At 45.2% G+C, this 19866-nt stretch carries 19 protein-coding genes; 3 read left to right on the forward strand and 16 right to left on the reverse strand.

Features of this window, described 5'->3' with window-relative positions:
- Positions 1-16 precede the first annotated feature (16 nt).
- Together KNQ05_RS12405 and KNQ05_RS12410 are read right to left on the reverse strand one after the other, a co-directional pair.
- Positions 17-2686, reverse strand: a complete 2670-nt coding sequence (locus KNQ05_RS12405) for an MMPL family transporter (protein WP_214770429.1) — start codon at positions 2684-2686, stop codon at positions 17-19.
- Positions 2687-2725: 39 nt separating this feature from the next.
- Positions 2726-3169 carry a MarR family winged helix-turn-helix transcriptional regulator gene (locus KNQ05_RS12410; protein WP_214805539.1) on the reverse strand — a complete coding sequence of 148 codons (444 nt, stop codon included), beginning with the start codon at positions 3167-3169 and terminating at the stop codon, positions 2726-2728.
- A 150-nt stretch (positions 3170-3319) separates the two neighbouring features.
- On the opposite strand from KNQ05_RS12410, the gene KNQ05_RS12415 reads away from it, so the two are divergent.
- The gene (locus KNQ05_RS12415) at positions 3320-3514 is read left to right on the forward strand and encodes a hypothetical protein (RefSeq protein ID WP_088836190.1); all 195 of its coding nucleotides are present in this window, start codon (positions 3320-3322) and stop codon (positions 3512-3514) included.
- 62 nt (positions 3515-3576) lie between these two features.
- Here the strand turns inward: KNQ05_RS12415 and KNQ05_RS12420 are convergent, their stop codons facing one another.
- From KNQ05_RS12420 to KNQ05_RS12430, 3 genes are all read right to left on the reverse strand, one after another.
- Entirely contained in the window at positions 3577-4026 is a 450-nt protein-coding gene (locus KNQ05_RS12420) for a universal stress protein (RefSeq protein WP_088838409.1), read from the reverse strand.
- Positions 4027-4062: 36 nt separating this feature from the next.
- The gene (locus KNQ05_RS12425) at positions 4063-4512 is read right to left on the reverse strand and encodes a YflT domain-containing protein (protein WP_214767247.1); all 450 of its coding nucleotides are present in this window, start codon (positions 4510-4512) and stop codon (positions 4063-4065) included.
- 81 nt (positions 4513-4593) lie between these two features.
- On the reverse strand, positions 4594-5322 hold the full coding sequence (locus tag KNQ05_RS12430; RefSeq protein WP_088836188.1) for a hypothetical protein: 729 nt from the start codon (positions 5320-5322) through the stop codon (positions 4594-4596).
- 114 nt (positions 5323-5436) lie between these two features.
- Here KNQ05_RS12430 and KNQ05_RS12435 point away from each other — a divergent pair, with 114 nt between their 5' ends.
- A complete protein-coding gene (locus tag KNQ05_RS12435) occupies positions 5437-6069 on the forward strand; it encodes a FusB/FusC family EF-G-binding protein (RefSeq protein WP_214803519.1) in 633 nt (210 codons plus the stop codon).
- Between the two features lie 41 nt (positions 6070-6110).
- Here KNQ05_RS12435 and KNQ05_RS12440 read toward each other — a convergent pair whose 3' ends face one another.
- From KNQ05_RS12440 to msrB, 4 genes are all read right to left on the reverse strand, one after another.
- On the reverse strand, positions 6111-7637 hold the full coding sequence (locus KNQ05_RS12440) for a diguanylate cyclase domain-containing protein (protein ID WP_353048420.1): 1527 nt from the start codon (positions 7635-7637) through the stop codon (positions 6111-6113).
- Between the two features lie 619 nt (positions 7638-8256).
- Complete coding sequence (locus tag KNQ05_RS12445) at positions 8257-10797, reverse strand: ATP-binding protein (RefSeq protein ID WP_214767253.1); 2541 nt, start codon at positions 10795-10797, stop codon at positions 8257-8259.
- Positions 10798-10950: 153 nt separating this feature from the next.
- On the reverse strand, positions 10951-13827 hold the full coding sequence (locus tag KNQ05_RS12450; protein WP_214805541.1) for a S8 family peptidase: 2877 nt from the start codon (positions 13825-13827) through the stop codon (positions 10951-10953).
- Between the two features lie 195 nt (positions 13828-14022).
- A complete protein-coding gene (msrB, locus tag KNQ05_RS12455; protein ID WP_214805543.1) occupies positions 14023-15123 on the reverse strand; it encodes a peptide-methionine (R)-S-oxide reductase MsrB in 1101 nt (366 codons plus the stop codon).
- A gap of 184 nt (positions 15124-15307) precedes the next feature.
- On the opposite strand from msrB, the gene KNQ05_RS12460 reads away from it, so the two are divergent.
- Entirely contained in the window at positions 15308-15691 is a 384-nt protein-coding gene (locus KNQ05_RS12460; RefSeq protein WP_088836183.1) for a DUF302 domain-containing protein, read from the forward strand.
- 55 nt (positions 15692-15746) lie between these two features.
- Here the strand turns inward: KNQ05_RS12460 and KNQ05_RS12465 are convergent, their stop codons facing one another.
- From KNQ05_RS12465 to KNQ05_RS12495, 7 genes are all read right to left on the reverse strand, one after another.
- Entirely contained in the window at positions 15747-16523 is a 777-nt protein-coding gene (locus KNQ05_RS12465) for a sulfite exporter TauE/SafE family protein (RefSeq protein ID WP_029332504.1), read from the reverse strand.
- 53 nt (positions 16524-16576) lie between these two features.
- Positions 16577-16804, reverse strand: coding sequence for a sulfurtransferase TusA family protein (locus tag KNQ05_RS12470; protein ID WP_029332503.1), 228 nt, complete (start codon positions 16802-16804; stop codon positions 16577-16579).
- Positions 16805-16854: 50 nt separating this feature from the next.
- On the reverse strand, positions 16855-17991 hold the full coding sequence (locus tag KNQ05_RS12475; protein ID WP_214805545.1) for an MBL fold metallo-hydrolase: 1137 nt from the start codon (positions 17989-17991) through the stop codon (positions 16855-16857).
- A gap of 31 nt (positions 17992-18022) precedes the next feature.
- Positions 18023-18589 (reverse strand): sulfurtransferase TusA family protein, encoded by a 567-nt coding sequence (locus tag KNQ05_RS12480; RefSeq protein WP_088836181.1) that lies wholly within the window; start codon positions 18587-18589, stop codon positions 18023-18025.
- Between the two features lie 48 nt (positions 18590-18637).
- Positions 18638-18934, reverse strand: a complete 297-nt coding sequence (locus KNQ05_RS12485) for a rhodanese-like domain-containing protein (protein WP_088836180.1) — start codon at positions 18932-18934, stop codon at positions 18638-18640.
- A 26-nt stretch (positions 18935-18960) separates the two neighbouring features.
- Positions 18961-19266 (reverse strand): rhodanese-like domain-containing protein, encoded by a 306-nt coding sequence (locus KNQ05_RS12490; protein ID WP_088838404.1) that lies wholly within the window; start codon positions 19264-19266, stop codon positions 18961-18963.
- 78 nt (positions 19267-19344) lie between these two features.
- Positions 19345-19824 (reverse strand): DsrE/DsrF/DrsH-like family protein, encoded by a 480-nt coding sequence (locus KNQ05_RS12495; RefSeq protein ID WP_088836179.1) that lies wholly within the window; start codon positions 19822-19824, stop codon positions 19345-19347.
- Positions 19825-19866: the final 42 nt, after the last annotated feature.

Genomic DNA, 19866 nt, shown 5'->3' on the forward strand with positions numbered 1-19866 from the left:
GACCAGTTCAATGCCTTTACTTCTTATTTTCTTTTTGACGGAAAGGCCACCAGACACCTGAACCGAACGAAACCGTAATCGCCGGGATCAAGAGCGGTAAGACAATCAATCCATACAAGAGAAGACCCGTGATGACAATCGTCGCGATTTGAACGAGACTGAGGACACCGGATGGCATCATCGCACCGAACGTACCGGCGAGGATGATCGCTGCCGTAATGATGACCGAGCCCATTTTTTTCATCGAGATGTACATCGCTTCTTTCGTCTCAAGTCCGTTGATCGTTTCTTCGCGGAAGCGATCAAGGAGGAAGATTGAATAGTCGATGCCAAGTGCGACAAGCATGACAAAGCCAAAGAATGGAACCGCCCAACTGATTCCGTCATACCCCAATCCGTTGACGAAGATCAACTCTGCGATTGAGACCGACGTATAGTACGTCAGTAACAATGAACCAATCATGAACAGCGGCATGATGAACGAACGGAACATGATTGCGAGGACGATGAACAGACTCACGATCATAATCGCGACCGTCCGCGAAAAGTCCGCTTTTGACGTATCGTTTAAGTCACTATTGATGCTTGAAATACCACCGTAAGCAACTTTTGCCTCTTCGAGTGGCGTATCTTTTAACGTACTCGCAGTCGTTTTTTTAATCGCCGCGACTGTTTCGATCGCTTTTGGCGAATATGGATCGTCGTTTAAAATGACTTCAAACTTCAATCCTGTTTCGTCATCAATTGCATAGCGTTCGATGACCGGTTCAAACTCTTTATTCGTTAACGTCTCTTTCGGAATAAACATTCCGGTCCCGCGAATCGTTTTCGAATCGCCCATCTCAGTTAGAATATCCGCTACATCCGTTAAACCGTCTTCGATTTTTTGAAGACCCTCATTTGCCGAACCGACACCGTCCGCAAGTTGCGTCAAGCCACCACCGAGCTGTCCAGCTTGTGCACCTTGTTGTTCAATTCCTGTCGCCGCTTGCGCAATGCCGGTTTCAATTTGCGTCAATTGTTCCGATAAAGCGGACAACGTCCCGACCGCTTGCGGTATGTTTTGTGTCGTTTGCAGTCCTTGACCGACAGCGCCGAGCTGTTGATTGATTTGACCGAGACCATCTGCTGCCTGTTGCAATTGTGTTGCCCCAGCCGTCGCTTCGTCTCCAGCCGGAAGCTGTCCACTAATCGATTGAAGGTTTTTTTCGACTTCCTCTAAACCTTGACCGACTTCACCAAGACCCGTATTGGCATCTTTGACCCCATCTGCAATTTGCGCGAGTTGGCGGTCGACGTATAAATCGGGGATGACCTCACCCGTTGGTCTTGAAATCGACCGAACGGATTTGACACCATCCAATTTGACGAGCTCGCGACTTAACTGCTCCGCATAAGGAAGTGTTTCTTCTGTCACGATGTCTTTATCGTCCTTTAAGATGACGTTGACGGGGAGCGATTCTCCCGCACCAAATCCGTCTGAAATCGCATTTAACCCTTTGACGGTTTCGTATTTTTCTCCAATCTCATCGACTGTATTGAATGAAAGATCGTCATCATACGTAAAGAGCGTCGGGACTGTAATGACGGCGACGATTGCCATCGCGAGCAATGGACGGCGAATCGATAATCCGCCGTAACGTGCCCATAACTTACTATCACGGTGACTCGCTGCACTTTTCGACGGCCAGAATAATTTTTCTTTTAACGTCGCCATGAAGAATGGGACGAGTGTAAACAGGACGAGCAGTAAGACGGCAATCCCGACCGCTACTGCAACCGATGATTTAAAGATCGGGAAATCTGCGAATCCGATTGCCGAGAAACCGACGAGAACGGCAATCCCACTAATCAGCAATGTCCGACCCGCTGTTTTATACGTGTTGACGATTGCCGTTTCGACGTCATGTCCAGCTGTCAGTTCTTCCTTGTAGCGGCTTAACAGTAAGATACAGTAATCTGTCCCAATCCCGAATAAGATCGCGACGAGGAAGATTTGTGTGAAGTTCGAGACCGGGAAACCGAACCAATCAACAAAAAACGCCACAAATGATTGGCTCATCAGGTAGGTTACGCCGACTGCAAGCAGTGGAACGAACGGTGTGACGATCGAACGGAAGACGATAAGCAATAAACCAAAAATCAAACCGACAGTAATTAACTCCGTCCGTTTCAGTCCTTCTTGCGAACTTTTGTTGACGTCTGCATTAATCAGCGATTCACCTGTCAGATAAATCGTCCGGTCATTCGGAAGGACATCCGCCCGGATTTTTTCCGCGAGCGCTGTAATTTCTTCTTGTGACCCGTCCACTGTAATTGGAACGAGCACCGTTTTTTTATCTTTTGAGACAAGTTGTCCTTCCGTTTCCTCACTTTCAAACGGATTAAGGACACCGGTCACAGGTTTGTCGAGTTTTTCTAAATCCGTCACGATTTGACCGATGTCAGTGCGGTCAGACGCTGAGACCTTGTCCTTTAACGGGATGACGAGCGAAATGGTTTCTTCACTTGCACCAGCTGCCTGTAAAATATCTGCTGCGCGCTGCGAATCTGCATCACTTGCGAGCTGAATCGCTCCAGCATCCTCTGCTTGTTTCGATAAGTTCGGTGCCGCTAAAAATAGACCGACTGTCGCAATCAATAAGACGATTACGATCGGCCAGCGCCACTTGACGATTTGTCGCATGCCTTCTCCACCTCTTCTAGTTCTATTTTTCTCTGCTGCTTAATCTTCAATCTTTAAAATCGATTTAACCTTTTTAAACGTTTCGATAAACTGTTGAATTTCATCGTCCTCGACCTTACCGTCAATCAATTGTTCCAAATAGAGATAGATTGCCTGGTTCGATTCCTCGACGACATCGCGTCCTGCTTGCGTCAAAATGATTTGTTTCGTCCGATGATCATCTTCCGCCCGTTCGACTTCCACGAGTCCTTTTTCATTTAACTTTTTCAGACGGTTTGAAATCGCGCTTTTATGGACACCTTGCATGACGGCGATTCGTCCCGAAGCAATCGGTCCGTATTTACCGACGATTTTCAATAAATGAAGTTGCTCTGGAGAATACAAACGCCACACGGGAGATTCAACGGACTTTAATACGCGTTCCGTCCCATGAATCATGACTTCCTCAAACAGAAGGACGGCTTCCCGAAGATTGTCTTTCATTTTAGTTTACCTCCTAAACTGTTAGTGTTAGTTTAGCCCCTCAACTAGCTGACGTCAACTTCAAACTGTCACAATTAGGCAGACAGACCCGAGCAATGTTCGATATGATAAAAGAGAGCTTGATGTTTGCTAGATAAAGGAGGAAGAACGATGACCCTTTTATTTTGGATCGCCCTTGTGATTTGTATCATTGGACTTATTTTTACACTCATGGTCGGACGTAGCCGTAATGAAGAAAGCTACAGTAACAAAACAACTGCTAAAAACATGGTTTGGATGTACTTGATTTTACTACCGGTCATCTTAATCGTGCTTGGTGTATTTTATTACCTGCTGACAAAGTAAACTAAAAAAAGATAAGCGGTCCCTTAAGCTACTGCCTTTAAGAGACTGCTTATCTTTTTTGATTAATTTAACGTTTTTGGACGGACGATATAAATGTCGCATTTCGCATAACGGGCAATGTTTTCGGATACACTCCCAATCATAATCCGTTCCATTGCGTTCATGCCGACAGCCCCACAGACAATCAGTCCTGCCCCGACACGCGGTGCAATGACTTTCGGGATCAACGTCTTCGGTGACCCTGTCTCGATGACGAGCTCGACTGCATCCAACCCGGCTTGATGTGCCTGTTTTTCGTATCGTTCAAGTAATTCTTGTGCATACTCTGTCACGTTTTGGTCAATGAAGCGTTGGTTGGCACGGACATTCGCGAATGTCTGAATGTCGATGACATGTGTGATGACGAGCTTTGCATGATCAATTTTTGCAAACTGGACCGCTTTATCGAATGCCAAGTCTGCTGTCTTTGATCCGTCTACTGCGACCAGAATTGTATGGTAGTGGCTGTCCATCATGATTCACCCTCTCCACTCAAACAAAGGCAACACTCATAATTTATCGTTGTTTTCGTTCTCCAATGCTCTGTTTTCATGATCGAGTTTCCGTTCTGCTTCGATGCCTTCCGGCTCCGTCTCAAGAATACTTTTAGGTGACGGTGTCGGTCGCTCCGCACCTTCTCGATCCGCGAACAAGACGTAAGCACCATGCCGGACACCGACGACATGACGTTCGATTTCCTCGTCCGCTAGACCAAGCGACGTAAATGCCGTTCGGATTTCATCTTCTGTCGCCGGCTTTCCAGTAAAACGCTCGAATAATGTCCGTTTACCCGTGACGAGTTGTGCTGCTGACTGTCCCCGCAACATCGCCATATCGGTTTTATCCTGTAAGACGACGTATAAATCTTCCTCAAGATACCCTTTAAAATGTAAATCTTCAATATCCCGAATCAATTCGGTTTCATTTTCATACGTTCCGATAAATTGTTTTTTCCCCATTTGACTGTGTCCCCCTTTTTAACTTCTATAAGGGATATACCCGAAAAAACGAAAAGCAATGATTCAAACTGTCGGTTTGTTTCAAGAAACTGGTGTTTTTTGTTCTGAAAAAACCTTTTGTCGTCTCCGAAAGACCACTACTGTGACGATTGCGACTGCCACCGTCGCAATAACGGTAATCCATTCCTGTGTTAAAGTGAGACGATCGTTAAAGAACAGCCCACTATAAAACCAAATCATCACTACACCAAACACCCAATCCGAATGGAACCAGCTGAATACTAGTACACCACCGGCAAAAACAATCAGCATGATACTCGTCCAAAGCGAGACACTTAAACCAAACAGTTCCTCAAACCGGAAATCACGTAAAATCCGAAACGGTAAAATTAAGATTTGGACGCTCGACCAGGCTAGAAAGACGGAAAAAGGCGAGCGCATCCAAGGGGAACGGTTCGGATGCTGTTGAATTTTTGAATAGATGAGACAAAGACTTATGAAAGACACTGTCATCAACACGAGTTCCCACGGCGGACCTACAATCGAACTTACTCCGAGTCCAATCATCGTCAAACTGAACCATCCACTTATATCAAGTATCAACGTTCGATCTGCCGGATAAGATCGGACTGGACGGATGCACCAAATCAGGAGTGTCGTATACAAAACACCGACGACAGCATCAACGAATGGTGCCGGCATGATTGCTAACGGTAACTCGGTCGGCGTCTTATACCACACGACACGGGCAAGTAAAACGAATAAAAACGATAAAAAATTGAGTAAACGAAGTCCTGTCAGTGTCAACATCTCGCGTCCACCTCCTTACCTAGTCTTTTCCCGACGCGACATGCTCGAAAACAAAAAACCTGTCTTCAAGAAACGGATTCAGGTACGATGGAAATACAAAGGAGCGTTGATCATATGCAACCATTCATCAAGCCCCACCAATATAATTTCATCCGGAATCAAATTGAGTTATTACTTCAACAATTAACGACCGTGAATGACCCCGATGTCCGTGATGCCGTTTTATACAGCGCGACGACAAAAATTTTCGACATCATTCCCATTCTGTCCCCGGAACAAGAGGAACTTTTGATGACGATCCGGAATCAAGCTTCAGAGCAACAGCTGTTCACGTATCTCGATCAAATCCAACCGTTCGTCGAACCATTTCCGACGATCACCCCCGCTGAAATCCAGGCACTTTTTCCAAAGGTAAAAAAACTCCATCTTCCTCCACTCGATACGATTGATTTTTTAATGACGACGTATTTGAGTTGGAATGATACGAGCAACAAAAAGAAATTTTTTGTTTATCCGCTCGACGGGACGTGGATCGGACTCGAGAGCACCTATTTACCAAACATTCAGCACGGAATTTGCAGCCTCTGTAAAACAAACAATGAGGTCGCGCTCGTCTCGGTTCGAACAAATAAATCAGCTGATCACTATCGTGCTGTCGGGAACTACTTATGCATCGATAGCGACCAGTGTAACGCTTCCATCACAGCGATTTCTGATCTTGAAAAATTTTTAACAAATGCTAAATAACAGCAAAAGCGAAGCACCCTGTTTTCGGGAGGCTTCGCTTTTTAATCAGCTTGTAAATAGAATTGATTTTTCCCGCGCCGTTTCGCTTCATACATCGCAATATCCGCTTGTTCAATCAACGTCGTCCGTGACGTCGCATGTGTCGGATAGATTGCGCACCCGATGCTCGCTGTCATGCAGACCGGTGTGTCTTGAAGAATAAAGGGGCGTTCAAACAATTGTACGAGTAATTGTCCACACTCCTCAATCACGTTCGTTTCTTTCACGTCAAATAAAAGGACAACGAATTCATCACCGCCTTGACGGGAAATGACAGTGTTGTGTGGTAATTTTTTCTCAAGACGGCTGGCAATATCGATGATGAGTTGATCGCCGATTTGGTGACCATAGGTGTCATTGATTTGTTTGAAGTGATCCACATCAATAAAATACAGAGCGGCTAACCGTTCGTGTATTTCAGCGCGACGCAGCTCTTCTTTAAAGAGACGGGCAAACAAATACCGGTTCGGCAAATTCGTCAATGCATCGTGATAAGCCATGTGCTCCATTTCTTCGAGCGCTCGCTCCAAGTCCGCCGTCCGCTGGTCGACTTTCGCCTCCAAGTTTTCCCGAAGCCGTTGATTGTCCATGACAATACGAATTTGTCGCGAAATCAACAACGGTGTCGCAATCATCAGCCCGATGGTCAACCCGTTAAAGGTGACGGCTTGGCGCGCCATTGTGATAAATAAAATCAACAAGAAAATATAAGGCGTCACTAAGCGTACCCAATCCAGCACGCGACGATTTAACATGAAATCGACAGACCGCTCATCTGCATTAAATAAAATCGCGGCTCCCCCTACTGTCAACGTCGTCGCGAGCCAAACTGGATCGAGCCACATGGCGGACACCGGGAAGTCCGCCCGATACAACACGACGTACAGAAGGTCGGCTAATAGTTGTAAGTGAAAACCTAATAAGACGAGCAACAACGATCTACTGTTGCCTCGTTTCATCACGCCAAAGAATAAGATGATCATTCCTCCAAGGAGTAACAAATCACCTAGCGGATAGCGAATCAACAGCAAGGTTTCTAAGTCAAATCCGGTCGCATTTTTTAAATAGGGTGTAATCATATAGTGCCAAGATATCGATCCTGCAACGATCAGAATAATTAATTCATCGAATAAGAAAAATCGCAGATTGATTTGAGTACGGCGATTGAATAAAAAATAACAAAACGCAATCAAATAAAAGATAATCTGCAAGCTGAAGACAAAGTCAATCCAGTCGAATGGTCCAAAGCGTTCAGCCCGCTGAATTTGCAAAACCAATTGACCTACTTCACCTGCAATCAAAGCGATATTTCCTAAGAGCAACAGGAAAAAAAGTCGTTGCGTAAAGGGACGAGTGGGATGTTTATAAATCGCCAGTAGGAGCATTGCAGAAGATAAAACGGCACCACCCGTCATAAATAGACTATTACCGATTCGTGCGAGATCGGAGGACGTTCCTACGATACCTAACCAGCTAAAATGACTCAAAATCCAAGCAATTATCAAAATATAAATTAATTTTTGTCTCACTTCGTCCTCCTCCCTTCAAATAGTTCTAATGTCCTATCATCTATCGGTCAAAACAATATATTTTTAACCTTCTTTTCTTATTATATTCAAAAAGTTTTTTATTTTCCTCTATTCCGCCTATCGAAGTATTTGGTTTGGTCGACCCTAAAAAATGCTTGCTCGAATGAACGAGCAAGCATTTTAAACTGTAGACAAAGTGCTATCGAGAGACGAAGCATCTTTTTTCGTTGCTTTCCTCGGGCGAGGCGCAAGCCGTTGCTCCTTAGTCCTCACGGACAACGAGCAGGGTCTTGGCTGCCTCTGAAAGTGCGTTAAAAACGCACTTTTCCCGTAGGAGTCAACGAAATGTGACGCTTTTTAGGTAACACCGTGACGGAAAGCCGGGCATGCAGACGGTTTAGAGCGCAATCCGTCTTGACTCGCTTTTAAAGCGAAAAGCAATCGTAAGCGACCCAGCAGCTTTGCTGTAGCGGCGTGACCGATTGCCGCTTTGAAGACGAGGCGAGACAGGCAAGCGTGAACGGATTGCCTCTCGATACCGTATGTTTACGCTTTTTAATAGTTTTTCTACACGCTGAAATGCTTGCTCGAATGAACGAGCAAGCATTTTAGTGTATTTTTAAGATGGAAGTACGCTAGACAATGGAAGTAGAATCGTAAATGTACTGCCTTCGCCTTCTTCAGATTCAACGTGGATCGTTCCATCATGTTCCTTGACGATTTCTTTACAGATTGATAACCCGAGTCCCGTTCCACCGATACGACGCGTATCGGAATTGTCTACGCGATAAAATTTATCAAACAGATGAGCAAACGCATGAGGCGGTATACCGATCCCTTCGTCAATGACACGAATGATGACATGTTCATCGTCCAAGTCCAGAACGACGTCAATTTCTCCACCATCCGGTGAGTATTTGATTGCGTTATTAATTAAATTACTTAAGAGCTGTTTAATGCGATCTTCGTCAGCATGAATGGCTGGCAATTCCTTATTTAAGAGGCGTAGTCGAATCGAGTGGCGTACACTCGACGTCTCATAAATTTCGACGACTTGTTTCGCGACAGTATACAAATTAAGTGTCATCTTTTGATAGAGCTGCGCTCCTGATTGCATCCGTTGAACGTCTAAGAAGTCTGTCACTAAGTTCGACAAACGACCTGTTTCGTCATGAATCGTTGCTAAATATTTTTTTTGCTTCATGACATCGATTTCACGGTTCAACATCAACTCCGTAAATCCATAAATGGATGAAAGCGGTGTTCGTAACTCATGGGAGACCGTTGACACGAGTTCTGTTTTCAGGCGATCCGCCTCTGTTTCCCGGGTAATATCACGAATGACAAGAATGACACCTTTCCATCCGCCTTCAATATCAATCCGTTCCGCATACACTTCGAGGTGTGCTGTATTGTTTCGCACATCGAACTGAAACTTATCCGGAGGAACGATGCCTGAGCGAATTAAAGTGACATACTCATCAAATACGTCACGATCGTCGACTACACTTCGCATCACTTCAATCACATAGGACCCGGATGATAAGGTCCGGTCACTCGTGAACTCCGATTGTAATTCCGGAATCAGGTCAAACAGCGGACGGTTGACATACAGTTCGTCATTTCCGTCTTCTAGATAGATGATGGCCTCACGAATCGAGTCTAACACTTGTTCCGTTTTTTTCTTTTCTTGTTTCATCTCTTCATACGAACGTGTCCGTAACAGAGAGAGCGTCATTTGTTGGGAGAAATCGCGCATATCAAGTAACTGTTGCTTTTTGTAAGGCGACTTGTACCGGACTAAATAAACTGCCGCCATCAACTGACCACTTGCCGGATCATAGATAGGTAGTGCCACTTCGTGTGTACTAAAGCTGTACGGAATGTCCGCTGTTCGGTCGACACGTTTTTCAGATTGAACGATCTTTTTACCTAACAGCATCCGACTTAACACGGACGTATCGTCAGTTCGTAAGGCTTCCAGGTGACTTTGTTTCATACCATTCGTCGTCGCACTGATGTACATTCCTGCTTCATAAAGAAGAAGCGCTCCGTACTCTGAAGACGTGATATCAATCATTTTCTGGATGATTGACGGATAGGCTTCCATCGTTTCTCGAATGGCTAAGGCTTCTGTCAGTTCACTTCTGAGCTTTAGTTTTTCTTCATTTTGTTTCGTTGCCTGGTAGGCTTCCTCTAATTCTTCTTGCTGTGCTTGCAATTCTTCTTGTTGTGCAAGCAATTCTTCACTTTGCGCTTGCAACTCTTCATTTTTCCCCTGCATCTCATCTTTATGTGCGTTCGTCGTCATCGCCATTTGATTGAATGAGGCCCGGAGTAGACCGATTTCATCCGGACGTTGTTGTGCCACCTCATCTATTTCAATCGGTTCACTTCGCGTCAATTTTTGATTGTCGTCAATTAAGCGAAATAACTGTTTTGTCATCCGACGAATGAACGGATGAACGAACAATAGAATGAAACTGATTAAAACAAAAATACTTGAAATCCAAATCCATTGTGTATTCGCGACTTCAGTCCGTAATTTTAAAACGGCAGCTTCTTGTTGTTGCTGCAACGTATCACGGTATTCTTCCAGTGCCGATGATGCTTTTTCGATGTCTGGGGTGATATCAATCGATCCGTCTGCCGTTGGTTTGATTTGACCTTGCTCGACGAGACGTTGCGCGATTGGTAACGAAAACAAACTATCACCTTGTAAAAAATCTTCATTGATGCGATTTGCTTTTTTCTCCGTTACGTATGATTGCGTCAGCGGGAACAATGCCCCGTAATATAAATCATACAAGTTCAACATTTGAGCAGCGAATTCTTCTTCTTGATCCGTTTCTGCTCTGCGTCCAAACCAATCCGTCTCACTTTTGATTTCAGTCCGTAAGGCTTCAATCTCATCAAATCGTTCCTGATCTCCAAAAATCACGAATCCGCGTAATCCAAATTGGACGTTCTGCCAATTGTCCCAAAGCGTATCAGCCCGTCTATTTTTCTCACTAATCGTCTCAAGATCACTTCGGGACGATTCAATTCGTGTTTCCATGTAGTCATAAACAAAAAATGATGTCACCGATACTAATAGCAATACTACATAAAACACCGCTAGCAACTGGCGTCCGATTCGTCTCCGAATCCACTTGATCATAGAATATCCTCCTCACCACCCACTCAGGGATGATGCCTTTTTTAAAATGGTTTCAGTTACTTAAAAATAGCATAATCTATCGAAAAATACCTTAAAAATAATCGACTACAAAAAAACCTCCTCCAGATGACTGGAGAAGGTCTGTTCAACAGATTATTTTTTCACTTTTTTGACCGTGATCGACGTCTTTACACTTGTCTGTTTATGCGCGTTGACAAGATAAACGGAAAGTTTCGTTCCTGCTTTTTGTTTCGCGATTTTTACAGAGAACGTTCCTTTTGACGTAACGGTTCCTTTAGCGATGACTTTCTTTTTCGCATTTTGTACGTAGACGCGTGTTTTTTTCTCACCTGTCCCAGACAGTTTCGTCTGACTACTAGTGATGGCTTTGACTTTTGGTGCCGCAGGTGGTGCCAAAACCGTTACGACAGTTGGTTTACTTGAACGTTTTGCGATATCAAGCACCGTCACGCTGAGGCGTGCTCCAGCTGTTTGTTTTGGTACTTTGACGCTGAACTTACCTTTGGCATCCACCATGCTTGTGGCAATCGTCTTATTCTTAGCGTCCTTCATGACGATTTTTCCACTTGCACTGGCTGTTCCTGTCACTTTCGTCGCGCCTGCGAGTACAGGATTCACTTTCGGTGCAGCAGGTGCTTTCCCAGGCAATACTTCCGTCCGCTCAGATGTAACATCCGTTCCATTCGCATAACGAATCGTCAAGACCGTTTCTTTTGCTTGGCGTGGAATTTGAACGGAGAACGTACCAGCTTTTGCTACCGTCGAAGCTAAACGTTTTGTTGACCAGACTTCTACTTTTGTGCCCGTCTTAACAGTCCCGCTGACAACGAGTTGATTGTCATAGACCGGTTTGACTTTTCCTTGTAAATGCAATTGTGAAATCGCACGCAAAATATTGATTTTCCCGTAACCGGATATCGGACTGACGTAGGCCGGAAGTTTTTCCGGCGCTTTACCAGGCGGATACTCGTCTTCCATGTCCTCTTCATCATCCTCGTACCAATCATTCGGATTTTCGAAGGCGAGTGGTTCTGCACTTGTTCGTAAGATGTTTTCGATTTCTTTTGGTTTCAGTGTCCCGTCGAGTGACGCCAAGATGCCTGCGACTGCCGCAACGTGTGGTGTTGCCATACTCGTTCCATCCATGTAAACGGTGTTACCGTCCGGGACGAGACTTGCGATTTTTGATCCTGGTGCCACGACGTCAAGCCCGAAACCGTAGTTCGAATAGTCAGCGACCATCCCGAGTGGATTCGTTGCTCCAACTGAAATGGCATACTCCGAGTTCGCCGGGAACCCGATGTAACTGTCATATTCATTCCCTGACGCCGCGACGACTGTGACGCCGTTGTCCGCTGCGTACTTCATCATGTAAGCCATCGTTCGACTCTCGCCGCCTCCGAGGCTCATGTTGATGACTTTTGCTCCGTGATCGACAGCATATTTAATTCCGAGTGCGATGGCATCTGTTTCGCCTTCCCCATTCGCATTCAATACTTTAATCGGGAGGATTTTAGCAGATTGGTGAATTCCGCGAATGCCATATTCATTTTCGAGTGCTGCCGCGATGACACCTGAGACGTGTGTCCCGTGACCATTGTCGTCAAGGGCATCTCCTTTTCCATTGACATCGACATAGTTTTTTTCGTTCGCGATGTCGACTTTTCCTTGTAAATCTTTCAGGCGGTAATCGACTCCAGTATCGATGACAGCAATCGTCACCGGAGTCAGTGTTTTGCTGATTGGACTGGCGACGAATTGTTCAAAACCGATTCCGACATCCGGTAACTGTTCGACGATCGCATTTTTATTTAACGCCCACTGGTAGTCATAGTTGATGTCCCCTGTTGCGCGGTACGTCTGAATTTTCTCGACATACTCGACGGCAGAAGACCGGCTGAGTGACTGTTTCAGTGCCGTCGCGGTTTGACTTTTGACTGTCGGATCTTCCGTGACAATGACGAAGTCGCCCGCTTTACCAAGCGATAAACGCTCAACATCTGTCGCCGGAGTTCCAGCGATCTTCATCGACCGATTCATCTGACCCGGTTTTAGTTTAACGATGAACCGTGTTTTTTCTTCTGATTGAATCGTCATTCCGAGTGAACGGAATGTTTCACTCAGCGTGCTTCCACCAAGCGTTGAAATTTCCATTTTTTTCGCATACTGATTGATTTCATTCGCGATGATTTCTGGTGACGCGTCACGTGTTAATTCAAACAGACGATTGACTGCCTGCTGATCGGCTTTTGATAATGTATACGTCGTTCCATTGACGAGCGCCGTCATCGCTGGTTTCAACGTCTTCAAGTCTTCTGCTGCTTGTGTTCGCTTATCTTTATTAAATAAAATCGCTTTGACGACGTAGGGTGACGCTTTGTAATACAGCGACGTTAAGCTACGTCCTTGCTCCGATTGACTCAACACTTGTTTTTGAATCGCGTGCATCAACGCTAGCATCGGCTTTTCTTCAGTCGTTTGCTTCAACGCTTCTTCCGCTGCACAGCTAATATCACTGATTGGTTCGTACTCGACTGCCAGTTTGACATCATTGTATGTCAGTTTAACGTGTGCCGCTTTCGTCGTTTTGCCTTCTTCGATATTCGGATAGTACTCGACTTTTATATAATACGGGCCATCCCAAGCGTAAGGAACCGCCAGTTTCATGGCTTCTTTTTCATCAGGTTCAGCGTAGCTCCGGTAACGATCGAATGTTTCATCTTTCGCTGCCATTTCTTCACTCGGATAGGCGGTCACTTCGATCGATTGATCCGTATCAATTGATAATTCGAAGTGCGATGCCGTTTTTTCGATTCCTGCTTGCTGTTCGACTTTATACCAATATGTATTTTTGTCGTTCGTCCCCGTTTCGAGAACCGTTTCTTGTCCTGCTTTTAATCCGATTGCCTGTCCTATTTCGTCTGCCGCTATCGTTTTCATAGCGAAAGGTCCCACTCCAAGTGTCAGAATGAGGCAGCTCAACATGAGCCAAATCGTCAACTTCTTCACCACTGTTCCTCCTTAAGAAAAATAAATCGTGCTTTTCTCAAGTATAAACAATATTTGGATAAATATGATAATTTTTTCGTTATATTACCTTACAATTTCGAAAGGAAAAATATTCACTTGACCGAACGACTTGGTCCCCCTGCTTTTTTTCAGAAGAAAACCCACCCTTTCGAACGAAAGGATGGGGCGCATATGTTATTTAAATTCAGACAGATACTGACCGTACCCCTCTTTTTCTAAATCTTCCTTCGCAATGAACTGTAGAGCTGCCGAGTTCATGCAGTACCGAAGACCGGTCGGCTCAGGACCATCGTTAAAGACGTGACCGAGATGGGCGTTGCCATGACGACTCCGGACTTCCATCCGCTTCATCCCGAGGGCAAAATCACTTTTTTCAATGATATTCCCAGGCTCGAGTGGTTGACTGAAACTGGGCCATCCTGTTTTCGAGTCGTACTTATCTTTTGATGAGAAGAGCGGTTCACCAGAAATCAGATCGACGTAAATCCCGTCCGCTTTTAAGTCGTGATAAGGATTGTCAAAGGCAGGTTCGGTCCCGTCTTCTTGCGTGACTTTATACTGAATATCGGTCAATTTTGCTTTCTTTTGAGCATCCGTTAACTTGTCATACTTCGGTAAATCGAGTTTCGGTTGATCGTTCCAGTAGCGGTCGATGAACTCATCTCGCCCGGAAGCGGCACGGTAAAACTTATACTTTTTCTCGCTCTTCAAGTAGTAGTCCTGATGATATGCCTCCGCCTCATAAAAAGGACCGGACTCAATCAAAGGTGTGACGATTTTGTCGTCAAAGATGCCGCGGTCTGCCAGGTCTTGTTTTGACTGTTCAGCGATTTGCTTTTGGTCATCGTTTGTATAAAAAATCGCTGTCGTATACGACTCGCCTTGATCGACGAATTGACCGTTCGGATCGGTTGGATTGATTTGGCGCCAGTAGACATCGAGTAACTGTTTGTACGAAATGACAGTCGGGTCAAACGTAATCAAAACGGCTTCCCGGTGACCGGTCGTCTCAGCAGACACTTGATTGTAGGTCGGGTTTTCAACGTCACCGCCGGTATAACCCGAGATGACGGACTTCACGCCCTTCAATTCCTCAAATGGCGGTTCCATACACCAAAAACAGCCCCCTGCTAAAATCGCCGTCTCCTCTTTCGCATAGGTCAGTTCTTTACTTCCGCTCGACTTCGCCTGTTGCTGCTGGAAAACAAAATACCCGCCAATCATGATGGCAAGTAATGCAACGACGGATAGAATCGTCAACATTCGCTTCTTCATCTCCCTTCGCCTCCTTTTTAAAGCATACGTTCCGGGTGAATGGTTAGATGTCTTTTTTCTAATGTACCTTGATTTCACATAGTTTGTCGTTGACCGTGCCTCAAAATTGCACATCTGATGCTGAATGATTATTTAATGAAAAAGTAGGGAATAGTTTTAAGACTAAACACCAGGAGGGGTATCGATGTTTGATTATACAGTTACGACTGAACACTCAACAGAAAAAACCATCACACGTTTGAAAGAGGAGCTCCAAAAAGTTTCATTTGGTGTCCTTTGGGAATTCGATTTAGCAGGAAAATTAGATGAAAAGGGACTCGACTTTGAAGGCGAATATCATATTCTCGAAGTCTGTAACCCGAAAGAAGCACACCGCGTCCTGTCAGCTGAACGACGTGCGGGTTACTTCCTACCTTGTAAACTGGCTGTCTTTACGGAGAATGGACAAACGAAAATCGGCATGCCACGTCCGACAGCACTGATTGCGCTCGTTGAAGATGAACAATTAAAACAGGTCGCAAAAGAAGTCGAAGATCAATTGCTTCACGTCATCGACGCAAGCAAGTAAGCAAAAAAACGAGCCGGTTTCGTCTTTTGACGATACCGACTCGTTTTTTGTCTGTTTATAAAATATCAAGCCAAATCTTGATTGCTGTCGCGAGAATCAAGACAGCAAGGGTCACTTGCAGGATTTTAGTATTCATCTTTTTCCCGGCGATTGCTCCGAGTGGCGCCGCAATCAGACTGGCAACAACCATGATCGCTGCAGGACCCCAATCGACTTGCCCCGTCGTGATTTTACCGACGGTCGCGCCAATCGAAGAAATGAACGTAATCGCGAGGGACGAAGCGATCGTCATCCGTGTTGGAATTTTTAAGATGACAAGCATGATTGGAACAAGTAAGAAAGCTCCGGCAGCACCGACGATTCCAGCACCAATCCCGACGATGAAGGCAGCACTTGCTGCGATACCTTTATTGAACTTCACTTGATCGAGCGGAATGTCATCGAGCCCTTTTTTCGGAACGAACATCATGACAGCAGCTGTTAACGCTAATATGCCGTAGACGAGATTGATTGTATCTTCCGCTAAGACGTTCGAGCCATATGCGCCGATGAAGCTCCCAATCAAAATCGCTCCACCCATGTTGATGATTAACGATTTGTTCAGGTAACCACCTTTACGATACGCCCAGACGCCGCCAATCGTCGCAAAAAATACTTGAATGGCACTGATTCCTGCGACCTCATGAGCAGAGAACGCCGCAAATCCGAGCAACGGTGGAATATAAAGTAACATCGGATACTTGATGATCGATCCGCCAATTCCTAACATCCCGGAGATGTACGAACCGACGAAACCGATTAAGAAGATGGTAATAATAAAACCGATTTCCATGTGGATCACTCCTTTAAAAAAAGGGGACTGTCAGCAGCCCCCTTAAACTTGAATTACCCTTTTTGAATCCAGAATTTCAATACACTCGCTTCTTCTTCGTGTTTAACGAGCTCATGACCGCCTGAGTTTGCCCAAGCTTGTAAATCATTTTTAGCACCTTTATCCGTTGCATGTACTTCTAAAATTTGTCCTGATTCAAGTCCTGCGATTGCTTTTTTTGTTTTGACGATCGGCATTGGACATGCAAGTCCTTTTGCGTCGAGTACGAGTTCTGATTTCATTGATGAATTCCTCCTAATAGTTGCTTGCTTTAGTTTAGTTTTCGAGCTGATTAACGAACGGCACACCGGTTCGGACCGACTTCCATCTCACGTTGTGTTTCGAGATCTGGTGTCTTCTTACCCATGTTCGTTTCGCGGATTTCTTGATACGCATTCGGTTGCGGCGGCAAGTTCTCTGTCACCATCTTACGGAAGACACTTTCGTCTTCGATGTTCAAACCGTGATTGTTCGCAAGGAGAACATTCAGTTTCTCCGCGACACTGCCATCTGCGTTCAACTCTTCAATCAACATGAAGTGTGCCGGAAGCACGATCAAGTCGTTCGAAAGTTCACGGTACGTCGTGTAGAGGGAGTTTCGTAAGTCACCGACCCAGTCGTCCGCAAGACCTGCGAGGTCAGGGCGACCAATCGAATCGATGAACAGGATATCACCCGTTAAGAGATACCGGTTATCGACGACGAATGATGTCGAACCAATCGTATGTCCCGGGGAATAAAGGGCAAGGACGTCGATTTGTGTATCCCCGACTTGCACATGGCTGCCATCTTCAAGTGCCGCATATTCGAATGTCACATCTGTCGCATCTTTTGGTGGTAACCAATAGGTCGCACCCGTTTTTTCAGCAATTTCACGACCACCTGAAATATGATCGGCATGTAAGTGTGTATCAAACACATGTGTGATTTTGACATTACGTGCTGCTGCATAATCAAGATAGACATCTGTCATCCGTGTTGCATCTACGAGGACCGCTTCGCCCTCCGAGATGATCATGTAAGACAAACATCCTTTTCCGATTCGGACGAACTGAACGACTTCACCACGATCTTGACCCGTCTCATTCAATGTTCCGAGTGAAATCGGTTCGAGGTGCTCGCTCCATGCCTTCATGCCACCTGCTAAATAAGAAACAGTCCGTCCTGCTTCCTCTAACAAATCAGCGACGAAGATGGAAGAACCTTCTTTTGCACAGACGACGAGAACGTCTTGATCCGTCGGCAGTTGATCGAGAATGTCTTCGACACCATCGAGTAAATCAAAGTATGGAACGTTCAAATAATTGAAGTTTTCACCTTCAATTTTCCAGTCCGCGAATGCATCTTCGTTCCGGACGTCTAAGATAAAGAATGGTTGACGGTTAATAACTTTTTGTGTGACTTCTTGAGTCGTCATTGCATGTGCCATCTGTTGTTGTTCCTCCTAAGCGGTTTAGTAATTAAACAGTCGTTGCCGTATCAAACGTCCACTGGCTCATGCCCGGTACGACATTTTGAACCGTGAATCCTTTTGCATCCAGTTGTTGTGATGCGAGATCACTCCGGCTGCCTGTCCGGCAAACGACGTAAATCGTTTTGGTTTTATCGAGTTCATCACTGCGTGTGTCGAGCTCACCGAGCGGAATGTTGATCGCGTTCGGGATATGTGAAAAGGCATATTCTGCTGTTTCACGTACATCGAGAACGAGCACGTCGTCGTTTGAGCGCACTGCTTCAAGTGTCTCGTTATTCACTACTTGTGTGAAAGCAGGAGCTTCCTGATCGTTTCCGGAAGACTTCCGGACGTAATGACGTAACACGTCCCCTTCTTCAATCGTTCCAAGGTACTGATTGCCGGTACTGTTCGCCCAAGCACGTAAATCAGCGGTTGACCCTTTATCGGTTGCCTGCACTTCGATGACTTGACCCGGTTCGAGTGTCTTGATTGATTTTTTCGTACGGACGATCGGCATCGGACAAGCGAGTCCACGTGCGTCAAGTACAACGTCTGTTTTAATTGTCTGCAAAAGTATTCGCTCCTTTTACCTCTATGGGTATATTTAAGATTAAAATTTTTACTCTGTTTTTCCTTCGTAGGACATCATGCCGCCATCCATGTTGATGACATTGTAGCCTTGTCCTTCGAGATATGTTGTCGCGCGACCGCTGCGTGCACCAGAGCGACAAACCATGACGTACTCTTTTTTCTTATCGAGTTCATTCATTTTAAATTCAACGAGACCAAGCGGAATATGATTCGCTCCAGGAATCTTGCCTTCTTTCACTTCGTCGACTTCACGTACGTCGATGATGTTTAAGTGTTCCCCGTTTTCAAGCTTTTCCTGTACTTCTTTAGCGGTTAGTCGTTTCATTTACTTCATCCTCCTTTAGTTTACGTTCAGCGCCACGCATTCATGCCGCCTGATACTTCCGTTACGTTCGGATAACCTGCTTTTTTGAGTTGCTTGACAGCCTGTTTACTTCGCATCCCGCTTTGACAGATCACGATAACTTCCTTGTCTTTCGGAATTTTGTCGAGTTGTGCCGGTAACGTTTGGAGCGGAATGTTTTTGAACCCTTTAATGTGGTTTCCTTTAAATTCGCCCGGTGTCCGGACGTCCAAGTAAAACCGATTACGCTCATTTAATTTACTTTTTAGTTCAGTTGTTGAGATTTTCGCGACACCTTTCGTCGGTGCAAACATGCGGTAAGCAAGAAACGCGACGATCAGTAGAAAAACAACGGTTAAGATATCCACTTTGTGATGCCTCCATTCTCTAAGTTAGATGAAGAGATTGACGTTTCCGTTTTCTGCGTCTGCGAGGTATGCTGCAACACCTGCGTATTCAATCCCATCATGCAATTCTTCTTGTTTCAGACCAAGCAAGTCCATTGTCATCGTACAAGCGACAAGCTTCACGTCTTGTTCTTTTGCAAGTTCAATCAAATCCGGAAGTGGCATTGCGTTGTGTTTTTTCATGACGTTTTTGATCATTTTTTGACCGGCACCACCGAAGTTCATTTTCGAAAGTGGCATTTTATCTGCACCGCGTGGCATGAATTTACCAAACATTTTTTCGAGGAACGTTTTATCCGGTTGAATCGGTTCATCTTTACGCATCGCGTTTAATCCCCAGAACGTATGGAAAATCGTGACTTCGTGATCATACGCTGCTGCTCCATTTGCGATGATATATGCTGCCATCACCTTATCGTAATCTCCACTGAACAATACAATCGTTGTTTTTTTAACATCTGACATTTAACTAATTCCTCCGTCTACTTTTACCCATAGGGGTATAAA

The organism is Exiguobacterium sp. s125, from assembly GCF_018618605.1.
Taxonomy (GTDB): Bacteria; Bacillota; Bacilli; order Exiguobacteriales; family Exiguobacteriaceae; genus Exiguobacterium_A; species Exiguobacterium_A oxidotolerans.

Coding starts and splice junctions, on each gene's coding strand:
- KNQ05_RS12405 (WP_214770429.1), bottom strand. CDS start 2,686: ATGCGACAAATCGTCAAGTGGCGCTGGCCGATCGTAATCGTCTTATTG.
- KNQ05_RS12410 (WP_214805539.1), bottom strand. CDS start 3,169: ATGAAAGACAATCTTCGGGAAGCCGTCCTTCTGTTTGAGGAAGTCATG.
- KNQ05_RS12415 (WP_088836190.1), top strand. CDS start 3,320: ATGACCCTTTTATTTTGGATCGCCCTTGTGATTTGTATCATTGGACTT.
- KNQ05_RS12420 (WP_088838409.1), bottom strand. CDS start 4,026: ATGGACAGCCACTACCATACAATTCTGGTCGCAGTAGACGGATCAAAG.
- KNQ05_RS12425 (WP_214767247.1), bottom strand. CDS start 4,512: ATGGGGAAAAAACAATTTATCGGAACGTATGAAAATGAAACCGAATTG.
- KNQ05_RS12430 (WP_088836188.1), bottom strand. CDS start 5,322: ATGTTGACACTGACAGGACTTCGTTTACTCAATTTTTTATCGTTTTTA.
- KNQ05_RS12435 (WP_214803519.1), top strand. CDS start 5,437: ATGCAACCATTCATCAAGCCCCACCAATATAATTTCATCCGGAATCAA.
- KNQ05_RS12445 (WP_214767253.1), bottom strand. CDS start 10,797: ATGATCAAGTGGATTCGGAGACGAATCGGACGCCAGTTGCTAGCGGTG.
- msrB (WP_214805543.1), bottom strand. CDS start 15,123: ATGAAGAAGCGAATGTTGACGATTCTATCCGTCGTTGCATTACTTGCC.
- KNQ05_RS12460 (WP_088836183.1), top strand. CDS start 15,308: ATGTTTGATTATACAGTTACGACTGAACACTCAACAGAAAAAACCATC.
- KNQ05_RS12465 (WP_029332504.1), bottom strand. CDS start 16,523: ATGGAAATCGGTTTTATTATTACCATCTTCTTAATCGGTTTCGTCGGT.
- KNQ05_RS12470 (WP_029332503.1), bottom strand. CDS start 16,804: ATGAAATCAGAACTCGTACTCGACGCAAAAGGACTTGCATGTCCAATG.
- KNQ05_RS12475 (WP_214805545.1), bottom strand. CDS start 17,991: ATGGCACATGCAATGACGACTCAAGAAGTCACACAAAAAGTTATTAAC.
- KNQ05_RS12485 (WP_088836180.1), bottom strand. CDS start 18,934: ATGAAACGACTAACCGCTAAAGAAGTACAGGAAAAGCTTGAAAACGGG.
- KNQ05_RS12490 (WP_088838404.1), bottom strand. CDS start 19,266: ATGTTTGCACCGACGAAAGGTGTCGCGAAAATCTCAACAACTGAACTA.
- KNQ05_RS12495 (WP_088836179.1), bottom strand. CDS start 19,824: ATGTCAGATGTTAAAAAAACAACGATTGTATTGTTCAGTGGAGATTAC.